The sequence below is a fragment of the Sphingomonas daechungensis genome (genome assembly GCF_039543105.1).
Classification (GTDB): Bacteria; Pseudomonadota; Alphaproteobacteria; order Sphingomonadales; family Sphingomonadaceae; genus Sphingomicrobium; species Sphingomicrobium daechungense.
The window spans coordinates 79452-89892 of the sequence record NZ_BAABJC010000001.1 but is presented as its reverse complement, the minus strand read 5'-3'; the positions used below and the strand labels follow the sequence as shown (position 1 = coordinate 89892).

The 10441-nt window shown below is 62.1% G+C and carries 9 protein-coding genes; 2 read left to right on the top strand and 7 right to left on the bottom strand.

What is annotated here, in order from left to right; translation table 11 throughout:
• The 3 genes from rpsB to ABD928_RS00445 all read right to left on the bottom strand — a co-directional run.
• The coding region (gene rpsB / locus ABD928_RS00455; protein WP_345165026.1) for a 30S ribosomal protein S2 at window positions 1-694 on the bottom strand (694 nt) is incomplete at its 3' end.
• A 408-nt stretch (window positions 695-1102) separates the two neighbouring features.
• Window positions 1103-1873 carry a CDP-alcohol phosphatidyltransferase family protein gene (locus tag ABD928_RS00450; protein WP_345170112.1) on the bottom strand — a complete coding sequence of 257 codons (771 nt, stop codon included), beginning with the start codon at window positions 1871-1873 and terminating at the stop codon, window positions 1103-1105.
• Between the two features lie 47 nt (window positions 1874-1920).
• Window positions 1921-2664 carry a phosphatidylserine decarboxylase gene (locus ABD928_RS00445; protein ID WP_345165023.1) on the bottom strand — a complete coding sequence of 248 codons (744 nt, stop codon included), beginning with the start codon at window positions 2662-2664 and terminating at the stop codon, window positions 1921-1923.
• A 101-nt stretch (window positions 2665-2765) separates the two neighbouring features.
• On the opposite strand from ABD928_RS00445, the gene ABD928_RS00440 reads away from it, so the two are divergent.
• Window positions 2766-4019, top strand: a complete 1254-nt coding sequence (locus ABD928_RS00440) for an NADP-dependent isocitrate dehydrogenase (protein WP_187714015.1) — start codon at window positions 2766-2768, stop codon at window positions 4017-4019.
• Here ABD928_RS00440 and ABD928_RS00435 read toward each other — a convergent pair.
• Both ABD928_RS00435 and ABD928_RS00430 read right to left on the bottom strand, forming a co-directional pair.
• Window positions 3949-5187 (bottom strand): FAD-dependent oxidoreductase, encoded by a 1239-nt coding sequence (locus ABD928_RS00435; protein WP_345165018.1) that lies wholly within the window; start codon window positions 5185-5187, stop codon window positions 3949-3951. The two genes, ABD928_RS00440 and ABD928_RS00435, sit on opposite strands and share 71 nt — an antisense overlap.
• Before the next feature lie 31 nt (window positions 5188-5218).
• On the bottom strand, window positions 5219-5425 hold the full coding sequence (locus ABD928_RS00430) for a hypervirulence associated TUDOR domain-containing protein (RefSeq protein ID WP_187714014.1): 207 nt from the start codon (window positions 5423-5425) through the stop codon (window positions 5219-5221).
• A gap of 83 nt (window positions 5426-5508) precedes the next feature.
• On the opposite strand from ABD928_RS00430, the gene ABD928_RS00425 reads away from it, so the two are divergent.
• Entirely contained in the window at window positions 5509-7299 is a 1791-nt protein-coding gene (locus tag ABD928_RS00425; protein WP_345165014.1) for a cation:proton antiporter domain-containing protein, read from the top strand.
• Here the strand turns inward: ABD928_RS00425 and ABD928_RS00420 are convergent.
• Window positions 7257-7700, bottom strand: a complete 444-nt coding sequence (locus ABD928_RS00420) for a GFA family protein (protein ID WP_223276154.1) — start codon at window positions 7698-7700, stop codon at window positions 7257-7259. The genes ABD928_RS00425 and ABD928_RS00420 overlap by 43 nt on opposite strands.
• Window positions 7697-10354, bottom strand: coding sequence for an alanine--tRNA ligase (gene alaS / locus ABD928_RS00415; protein WP_187715873.1), 2658 nt, complete (start codon window positions 10352-10354; stop codon window positions 7697-7699). Before alaS ends, ABD928_RS00420 begins: the two co-directional genes overlap by 4 nt.
• Between the last annotated feature and the right edge of the window lie 87 nt (window positions 10355-10441).

The following is a 10441-nucleotide window of genomic DNA, read 5'->3' as shown; positions in this document are numbered from 1 at the left end:
CAGCAGCATTGCCGGTGCGGCCGTTGCTGACGGCTTCGGCAACCGCGTCCGTGTAGAGGCGGATCGCGCGGCTGGCGTCGTCATTGCCCGGGACCGGGAATGCGATGCCGCTCGGGTCGCTGTTCGAATCAAGGATCGCGACGACGGGAATGCCAAGGACGTTGGCTTCCTTGATCGCCAGCTCTTCCTTGTTGGTGTCGACGACGAACATGATGTCCGGCAGGCCGCCCATGTCGCGGATGCCGCCCAGCGACTTCTCAAGCTTGTCGCGCTCGCGGGTCAGCTGAAGGACTTCCTTCTTGGTGAGGCCGGCGGTGTCGCCCGACAGCTGCTCTTCAAGCGTCTTGAGGCGCTTGATCGAGTTGGAGATCGTCTTCCAATTGGTCAGCATGCCGCCGAGCCAACGATGGTTGACGAAGTGCTGGCCCGAAACGCGAGCAGCTTCAGCGACCGCGTCCTGAGCCTGGCGCTTGGTGCCGACGAACAGGACCTTGCCGCCGCGCTGGACGGTCTGGGTGACGAAGTCGAGCGCGCGCGAGAAAAGCGGCACGGTCTGCGACAGGTCGATGATGTGAACGCCGTTGCGGTCGCCGAAAATGTACGGCTTCATCCGCGGGTTCCAACGGTGGGTCTGGTGGCCGAAGTGCGCTCCGGCTTCGAGCAATTGCTGCATGGTGACGACGTTGGTCGCCATAGGTAGTCTCCTTCCGGTTTTGCCTCAGCGGAGCCGTGTCACCAATCTTTCGACTGGCACCGGTATGTAAGCTCCGCCTGTGGGATGGCGCGCCAATTAGCGGAAGGTGCCAGTAGTTTCAAGGGCAGTGGAGCTTCAAACTTTGCCACTTGACGAATAAGAACAAATTAGGAACATTGGTCCGTCCCAGCAGCTTCGGCGCAGACCAAGGCGGAACAAAGCAAGTCCGTTACGGTTGTGCCGTCAAACAAAGGGACGTCGTCATGATCGCACCGATCGTTACCCTGGTCTTCCTGTCGGTCCTGTGGGCCGCAACCGTCGTCTTCACCGAGATTTTCGCACGCTCCGGGCCGCGCATTGCCGCGGCCCTGCGTGGCGAAGTGCCCGCAACAACCGGCGTTTCTCTGGTTATTCGGTTCCGGCCGTCTCGCGCACGGATGGCGCGACGTCAGCCCCTGCGGGCCAAGCCCCAGTTGCGCGCCGCTGCTTGACCTTTTGATAGGACGCGAAGGCGAACGGCAGCATTAGGAGGTAAAGCAGCGCCACCGCCAAGAGTGTAATCCACGGCGCCCGGATCAGTGACGCTCCAAGAAGCGCCACGCCGGCCAAGGCGAAGAGGCGCATTCCACTTCGGATGCGAATTGAGGACCAGCTGAAGGTTGGAAGGCTCGAGATCATCAGCGCGGCGATGAACAACGTCCACGCCATCACCAGTTCCCACCGCCTAAAAACGTCTTCGCCGGTAATCAGCCACAGGAAGATCGGCACGAAGGCGAGCCCCGCCCCCGCAGGTGCGGGAACACCGGTGTTGAAGCCGGCCGACTTGTGGGGCTGATCGTCGGCATCGATGCGCGCGTTGAAGCGAGCGAGTCGAAGAGCGCAGCAAACAGCGAGCGCTAGCGCTGCGATCCATCCGAACCGCGGCGCGGTTTGGAGCGACCACAGGAAAAGGATCAGGGCCGGAGCAGTCCCGAACGCGATATTGTCGCTGAGAGAGTCGAGTTCTGCCCCGAATCTGCTCTGCGCGCGCAACAAGCGAGCGATCCGTCCGTCGAAGCCGTCCAGCACGCCTGCGAACACGACTGCAGCCAATGCCTTTTCCCATTCGGCGCCGATGGCCAGGCTCACGCCAGTCAGGCCAAAGCACAGCGCGAGAAGAGTGATCGCATTCGGGACCATCGCCCGGAACGGAATTCCATGCCGCCCGCGAAGGTCGTGCTCTTCGGTCACTGGCTGATCCCGACCAGCTCCGGCTGCACCCCAAGTTCGGCGATTACCGTCTCGCCGGCGATCGCGCGTTGGCCAAGAAGGACGCGAGGTCCGGTCCCTGCCGGCAGATAGACGTCGACGCGGCTCCCGAAGCGGATGAGGCCGACGCGTTCGCCCGCCTCCACAATATCGCCTTCCTGCACGAACGTCAGGATTCGGCGCGCGACGAGGCCCGCGATCTGCGTGAAGCCGATCCGGACGCCCGCGCCTGTCTCGACGACGATGTGTTGCCGCTCATTGTCCTCACTCGCTTTGTCGAGATCGGCGTTCAGGAATTTGCCTGGCATGTAGGCCACCTTCCGCACACGCCCGGTCACAGGCGACCGATTGATGTGGACGTCGAACACGCTCATGAAAATCGAAACGCGTGTGTACTCAGTCGCATCCAGCCCTTCCGCTCCGGCCAGTTCAGGCGGCGGAGCGACTTTCGAAATCATCGTGATCAGCCCGTCTGCCGGGGCAATGATCAGATTGTCGCCGCGCGGTGTGGTTCGGATCGGGTCGCGAAAGAACGCGAAGATCCAGATCGTCAGTCCGACCAGGATCCAGCCGACGAACTGCCAGCCAAGAAGGAACGCGAACAATGTGACGGCGGCAGAACCGGCTGCGAACTTGCGGCCTTCCGGGTGGGTTGAGGGGAAACGCCATTTGACGGTGGTGGTCGGGGCGAGCGCGCCGCCGGGCTTGTCCAGTGAGGGCATGGGCGCCTCCTTAAAGAGGCTGTCGGCAGCGCACAACGCTGCGGTTGCCTGAAGCGGGTCCGCGTCCTAATGCCCCGCCAAATCCGAAAAGCAGGAAGTCTATGTCCAAGATCAAGGTGAAAAACCCGGTCGTCGAGCTCGACGGCGACGAAATGACCCGCATCATCTGGCAGTGGATCCGAGAGCGCCTGATCCTGCCATTCCTCGATGTGGACCTGCTTTACTACGACCTCGGCATCGAGAAGCGCGACGAGACCGAGGACAGGATTACGGTCGAGGCCGCCGAAGCGATCAAGAAGCACGGCGTAGGCGTGAAGTGCGCAACGATCACGCCTGACGAAGCCCGAGTTGAAGAATTTAGCCTTAAGAAGATGTGGAAATCGCCCAACGGCACCATCCGCAACATTCTTGGCGGCGTCGTGTTTCGCGAGCCCATCGTCATCGCCAACGTGCCGAGGATCATCCCTGGCTGGACGGATCCGATCGTGATCGGTCGTCACGCGTTCGGCGACCAGTACAAGGCGACCGATTTCAAGGTCCCCGGTCCCGGCAAGCTGACAATTAAGTTCGTCGGAGAGGACGGCCAGGAGATCGAGCATGAAGTGTTCGATTTCCCGAGCGCCGGCGTCGCCATGGGGATGTACAACCTGGACGAGTCTATTCGCGACTTTGCCCGCGCCAGCTTCAACTACGGAATCAACCGCAAGTGGCCGGTCTACCTGTCGACGAAGAATACGATCCTCAAGGCTTACGATGGTCGCTTCAAGGATATCTTCCAGGAAACCTTCGACAACGAATTCAAGGCGAAGTTCGACGAACTGGGTATCGAATATCAGCATCGCCTGATCGACGACATGGTCGCCAGCGCTCTCAAATGGAGCGGCAAGTTCATCTGGGCCTGCAAGAACTACGACGGAGACGTTCAGTCGGACCAGGTTGCTCAAGGCTTTGGTTCGTTGGGCCTGATGACCTCGATCCTGATGACCCCGGACGGCAAGACGGTCGAAGCGGAGGCTGCTCACGGCACCGTCACCCGCCACTACCGTATGCACCAGCAGGGCAAGGCGACCTCGACCAATCCAATCGCGTCCATCTTCGCGTGGACCGGCGGCCTGAAGTTCCGCGGCAAGATCGACGAGACGCCCGACGTCGTCCGATTTGCGGAAACGCTCGAGCAGGTTTGCATCGACACGGTCGAGGCCGGTCACATGACGAAGGACCTCGCAATCCTCGTCGGCCCGGATCAGCCCTGGATGACCACCGAGCAGTTCTTCGACACGATCGTCAAGAACCTCGAAACGACGATGAAATCCTGGGAAGAGGCGCCAGCGGAGAGCGAACCCGCTCGCGCCTGACGCCGAGCCCGACAAGGCGTCCTGGAATCCTGCGCAGAAGCGGGAAGCGATCGAACAGGCGCACGATGAACGGCGCCCGCCGGATTGGCTCCCGAGACTGAATGACGCGACCGATGACGCGTTCCTGCGCGGCCTTTTGTGCGCCTTGGATCACGCGTGTCGGGAACAGGCGGCGCTCCTCGACCTTGCGGAGGTACGGATCGACATCCTCGCCTCGTGCCAGCGGCGCCGCGAGAATGTTGGCCGCGGCAACTGCATCTTGAACCGCGAGGTTGATGCCAATGCCTCCGATTGGTGACATTGCATGAGCTGCGTCACCAATCGCCAGCAAGCCGTTCTGGTGCCAGGTCGTGAGCCGGTCGAGCTTCACGCTCAAAAGGTGCAAATCCGTAATCTCGTCGAGCTCGGTTAGGTTCAGCCCTTCAGGTGCCGCCGCCGCCACTTCCTCGCGGATCGCTTCGATCCCCCGCTGCTGGTAGGCTTCAGCGGCTCCTTTCGGGATGACGAACGCACATTGCCAGTAATCGCCGCGATCGATCATTACCAGAATGCGGCCGCTCTCGACATTACCCCGCAGCCCGCCGACCTCCTTCTCCGGCTTGGCGAGGCGAAACCAGAAGACGTCGATCGGCGCGCCGAGGTCCTCAACGGGCAAGGTTTGCCGAACGATCGATGCTCGGCCGTCAGCGGCGATTGTGAGCGGTGCTCGAACATCGCGACCATTCTTCAGTCGGACGCCAACCACCCTGCCCTGCTCCTCAGCAAAGCTTTCGACCGGCGTCTCCATCTCGAGGTGAAAGCCGGGGAAGGCTTTGGCCTCGACGCGAAGGAAATCGAGAAATTCCCACTGCGGCATCATCGCAATGAATGGCGCGGGCGTGTGAAGGTGTGACAAGTCGCCGATCGTCCATTCACGCCCGGCCAGCCGTAGTTCCGCCTTATCGACCTTGTTATGCGGGCGCTGGAGGAAGCGCTCCAGCATCCCGAGCTGATCGAGGATCTCCATCGTTGAGGGATGAACCGTGTCGCCGCGGAAATCGCGGAAGAAATCAGCATGCTTCTCGAAGATGCGAACTTCGCAGCCGGCGCGCGCGAAAAGCAGGCCGGCCATGACGCCCGCCGGCCCTCCGCCAACGACGATGAGGTCTGCGTCTTGCTCTGACGTCATGCCGTCGGCTTACAGCCGTTACGGCCGGAAGTCAGCGCCTAGTGAGCGCCTCCGCTTTGTGGGCTGCTTGCTTCCCGTCATCCGTCTCCACGAGGTATTCGGGATTATCCTTCGACGCGGCGACCTTGTGACCCTTGATGTGGGTTGGCTCCGTGAGCTTTTTCACGACCTTTCCTTCGGCCGTACCGCCATGCGATTTCCAACTAACGCTGTCGCCAGCCTTCAACTGCTTGCTCATGATCATTTTCTCCAGACGCTGGAGGAAACGTTCGAGCAAGCCGCGAGGGTGACAGATTTTCGGGCACCTGCTCTAAAGCCGGTATGCACGGCGAATTCGGAACATCTGGCTTCAGCGATGCCCTGGTGATCCTCGGGGCAGCAGGGATCGTCATCCCGGCCTTTGCCCGCCTGCGCATCTCGCCGGTGATCGGCTTTATCCTGGTCGGGATGATCGTCGGTCCTTCCGGCCTCGGTGGCCTGACACATGAGTTCTCGTGGCTGAACTACCTGACCATTTCCAACCGTGAGGCGATCGACCCATTCGCCGAGTTCGGCATTATCCTTCTCCTCTTTGCGATCGGGCTCGAACTAAGTTTTCGACGCCTCGTCGCGATGCGGAAGATGGTATTCGGGATTGGGGCAGCTGAGCTCATTTTGAGCGCGGCTCTGATCGGCGGTGCGCTGGCGCTTTTTGGTCACACGGCTTCGAGCGCTGCGGTCCTCGGTTTCGCCCTTGCAATGTCGTCCACTGCACTGGTGCTGCCGATCGCCGGTACGACGAGCCCCGTCGGAAAGGCGGCGCTTGCCATGCTGCTGTTCGAGGACCTTGCACTCGTGCCGCTGCTCTTCGTTTTCGGCACCGCCGCCGCAGCTGCCGCGTCCGGCCTCATTGAGGTGGCGTGGAAAGGGGCGATCGTCATCGGCGGACTGTTGCTCATCGGCAGGCTTTTCCTTCCCGCGCTGTTTGCCCAGGCGGCGCGGACCAAGAGCCCAGAGATTTTCTTGGCCGTCAGCCTGCTGGTGGTGATCCTTGCAAGCATTGCCACCGGCGCGGTTGGACTATCACCGATCCTGGGAGCGCTGATCGCTGGCGTCCTGATCGCCGAGACCGAATATCATAGCGAAGTCGAAGTGGTGACGGCGCCGTTCCGCGGCCTCGCACTCGGAATTTTCCTGATCACGATCGGCATGCGAATTGATTTCCGGTTGCTGACCAGCATCTGGCCGCAGCTGCTCCTGGCATTGGTGGGCATTCTCGTCGTCAAAGCATTCGTAACGGGTGGGCTGTTGCGGTTGAGCGGCTCGCGTGTCGGCGTAGCCGCCGAAACCGGTCTGCTGATGGCCTCGCCCTCGGAGACGACTTTGATCCTACTTGGCGCTGCTGCGGCAACGGGTGCAATCGCGCAAAGCACCGCGACTTTCTGGCAGGCAGCGACGGCGATCGGCCTCACCATTACGCCCCTGCTGGCAATGCTCGGCCGGCTGGCTGCAAGGCGTGTCGACCCGCACGCCCTCGAAGCCGCGGAAGGCGGTGCCGAAGGACGTACAATTGTGTTCGGCTTCGGCCGGGTCGGGCGGATGGTTGCCGACATGCTCGAGGAACACGGCCGCCCCTATCTCGCCGTCGACAGCGACATCGACAACGTTATGTCTGCGCGAGAGGCCGGTTACAGCATTCTGTTCGGAGATGTCGCGCGCACCGAACTGATCGAGAAATTGAACTTGGGAAGCTCCTCCGCCCTGGTCCTGACGATGGACGATCCCGTGCTCGTCGCGCGCCTGACAAGACGGCTGCGGAGCAGTTTTCCGGAGCTCGCCATCATCGCCCGAGCTCGTGACACCGACCATGCGGCCAAGCTTTACGAAGCCGGCGTGACCGACGCCGTGCCGGAGACGCTCGAAGCATCCCTTCAGCTGTCCGAAGCTGTCCTGGTCGACATTGGCGTGGCGATGGGACCCGTCATCGCCAGCATCCACGAGAAGAGGTCGGAACTGCGATCAGAGATCATGGCGCAGGCGGAAATGGAGGCTGAGCCGCGACTTGGACGGCGCAGAGCAAGGGACTCGCGTCAGTCGGTTGCGGGTTCGAACCGAAGCACGCCCGCGGCGTAAGTCTTGTGCTCCGCATTATCCGCCGGGTGACGGTCGCCGTCGAAGACGACGATTTCTCTGAAGTCGAACGGTGAGAGGCCCTCGAGACAGGCAACATTGACGCCGAGCTGATCGGGGTTCGACCGGCGCTTGTGGTGAGTGTAGATGCCGCAGACGGTGCAGAAGTGATGCTCGGCCGACCTCGTATTGAAGCGATAGGTTCCGAGCTGCTCCTCGCCTTGAAGCAGATGGAATCCCTGAGGCGTCGACGTGACCGCCACCGCACCACGCATCCGGCAGATGCTGCAGGTACAGCGCCGCGCGGACGAAAGGCCGAGTGGCAGCTCGGCCGTAAACCTGACCGCACCGCAATGGCATGAGCCGTTCAGTGTAACTGGCTCAGTGCCAGCCGTATCGATCACGCAGCGACCTTTTCCAGCGCGTCCTTGACCGCCGCAAGCGCTTCCTCCGCCTTGGACCCGTCAGGTCCGCCGCCTTGCGCCATATCGGGCCGTCCTCCGCCGCCCTGCCCGCCGAGCGCGCTGACCGCCGCCTTGAGAAGGTCGACGGCATTGACCTGTCCCGTCAGATCGTCGGTTACGCCGACGGCGACGCTCGCGCGCCCATCGTTGACCGCGATGAGCGCTGCAATTCCCGAACCGACGCGCTGCTTCATGGTGTCAACGGTGGACCGCAAGTCTTTGGGATTCAAGCCTTCTACGACCTGACCGAGGAAGCTGTGACCGCCGACCTGCTCTGGCGCCGTCGCATCCGCCTTCGCCGAGCCTCCGCCCATGGCCAACGCCTTCTTTGCGTCGGCGAGCTCGCGCTCCAAGCGCCGCCGCTCTTCGACCAGCGATGCGATCCGCGCGGGCACTTCATCCGGCGATGACTTGAGTGTCGCGGCCGCCTCCCGCAGCTTGGTGTCGCGATCGCCGAGCCATTTGCGAGCGGCCTCGCCAGTAAACGCCTCGATCCTGCGCACTCCGGAAGACACCGCACTTTCGCCGATGATCTTCAGCAGCTGGATATCCCCCAGCGCCCGAACGTGAGTCCCGCCGCACAGCTCGACGGAATAGTCCGCCTCCGAGGTTCGTCCCATCGAGAGAACGCGAACTTCATCGCCATATTTCTCGCCGAACAGGGCCATGGCTCCGGCGGCGATCGCTTCGTCGGGCGTCATTAACCGGGTCTGCACGGTCTCATTGCCCCGAATCTGCGCGTTCACATCCGCTTCGACCTGATCGATCTCCTCGCGCGTCAGCGCCTTGGGATGCGAGAAATCGAAACGGAAGTAGTCGGGAGCAACCAGGCTCCCTTTCTGGGTGACGTGCGTACCCAAACGATGGCGAAGGGCCGCATGCAGCAGGTGGGTTGCGCTATGGTTGGCGCGGACGCGGTCCCTGCGCTCGGCATCGACGGCTTGGTGGACGGTCTCGCCGACCGTCAGCTCGCCCGCGACGACCTTGGTGCGGAGGACGTGCAGCCGCCCAAGCGGCTTCATCGTGTCCTGGACATCGCCCTGGAAGCCTTTGAGCGTAGTCAATTTTCCTGTGTCGCCGATCTGGCCGCCACTTTCGCCGTAGAAAGGCGTCTGGTTGGGCACGATGTCGACGATCTCGCCAATCTCAGCCCGCTCGACACGCTTCCCATCCTTGACGATCGCAAGGGCGACGCCCTCCCCTTCATCCCCAGAATATCCAGTGAATTCGGTGCTCCCGAACTCCTCGGCGATGTCGAACCACAGTTCGTCGGAGGCGCGCTCGCCCGAACCTTTCCAGGCAGCCCGCGCCGCCGCCCTCTGCTGCGCCATTGCGGCATCGAAGCCTTCGCGATCGACACCAAGCCCGCGAACGCGCAGCGCATCTTCGGTCAGGTCGTAAGGAAAGCCGAACGTGTCGTAGAGCTTGAAGGCCGTTTCGCCGGGTAAAGTACCGCCGGCCGCTAGAGAGACAGTCGCTTCGTCGAGTAGCTTGAGGCCGTTCGCCAGCGTCTGGCGGAAGCGCACCTCTTCTTGTTGCAATGTAGCCTCGATCAGCGGCTGCGCTCGTACCAGCTCGGGGAAAGCCGCGCCCATCTCCGCGACCAGCGCCGGCACAAGGCGGTACATCAAGGGCTCCTTGGCGCCGAGCAGATGGGCGTGCCGCATCGCGCGCCGCATGATCCGGCGGAGGACATAGCCCCTGCCCTCGTTCGCCGGCAGGACGCCATCCGCCACAAGGAAGCCCGATGCGCGCAGGTGGTCGGCGATCACGCGATGGCTTGCCTGCTTGTCGCCTTCCGCCTTGGTCTTGGTCAGCGCTTCGCTGGCTTCGATCAACGCACGAAACATGTCCGTGTCGTAATTGTCGTGCACGCCCTGCAGGACCGCCGAGAGGCGCTCGAGGCCCATGCCCGTATCGATGCTCTTCTTCGGCAATTCGGAGACGATCTCACCGGCCGCCTGCTCGTATTGCATGAAGACCAGGTTCCAGATCTCGACGAAGCGATCGCCGTCTTCGTCAGGCGAGCCCGGAGGACCGCCCGGAATATGATCGCCATGGTCGTAGAAAATCTCGGAACACGGACCGCATGGGCCGTCGTCGCCCATCGCCCAGAAATTGTCCTTGGTCGGGATGCGGATGATCCGGCTGTCGGGAAGCCCGGAGATCTTCTTCCAAAGATCGAATGCCTCGTCGTCAGTATGATAAACGGTGGCGGTCAGCCGGTCTGGACTGATCCCCCATTCCTTCGTAATGAGGTTCCACGCAAGTTCGATCGCTCGATCCTTGAAGTAATCGCCGAACGAGAAATTCCCGAGCATTTCGAAGAAGGTATGGTGCCGCGCGGTATAGCCGACGTTGTCGAGATCGTTGTGCTTGCCGCCGGCGCGGACGCATTTCTGGGAGCTGGTCGCGGTCGAGTAAGGCTTGCTCTCGAGTCCCGTGAACACGTTCTTGAACGGCACCATGCCCGCGTTCACGAACATCAGGGTCGGATCGTTCTGCGGCACCAAGGGTGCGGATTGGACGCGCGCATGCCCGTTCGTCTCGAAGTAATCGAGGAAGGAGCGGCGGATATCGTTCGTCGAGGTCATCGCAGGCGGCATGTAAATGCGCTGCTGCACTGCGGCAAGGAGCGCCGTTGACGGCCAGTGTTCGAATGCTAGCGTCTTCGCCAGGGG

Excerpts from the sequence above, each read along its gene's own strand:
- ABD928_RS00450 (WP_345170112.1), bottom strand. The coding sequence starts at position 1,873 with ATGGTCCCGAATGCGATCACTCTTCTCGCGCTGTGCTTTGGCCTGACT.
- ABD928_RS00445 (WP_345165023.1), bottom strand. The coding sequence starts at position 2,664 with ATGCCCTCACTGGACAAGCCCGGCGGCGCGCTCGCCCCGACCACCACC.
- ABD928_RS00440 (WP_187714015.1), top strand. The coding sequence starts at position 2,766 with ATGTCCAAGATCAAGGTGAAAAACCCGGTCGTCGAGCTCGACGGCGAC.
- ABD928_RS00435 (WP_345165018.1), bottom strand. The coding sequence starts at position 5,187 with ATGACGTCAGAGCAAGACGCAGACCTCATCGTCGTTGGCGGAGGGCCG.
- ABD928_RS00430 (WP_187714014.1), bottom strand. The coding sequence starts at position 5,425 with ATGAGCAAGCAGTTGAAGGCTGGCGACAGCGTTAGTTGGAAATCGCAT.
- ABD928_RS00425 (WP_345165014.1), top strand. The coding sequence starts at position 5,509 with ATGCACGGCGAATTCGGAACATCTGGCTTCAGCGATGCCCTGGTGATC.
- alaS (WP_187715873.1), bottom strand. The coding sequence starts at position 10,354 with ATGACCTCGACGAACGATATCCGCCGCTCCTTCCTCGATTACTTCGAG.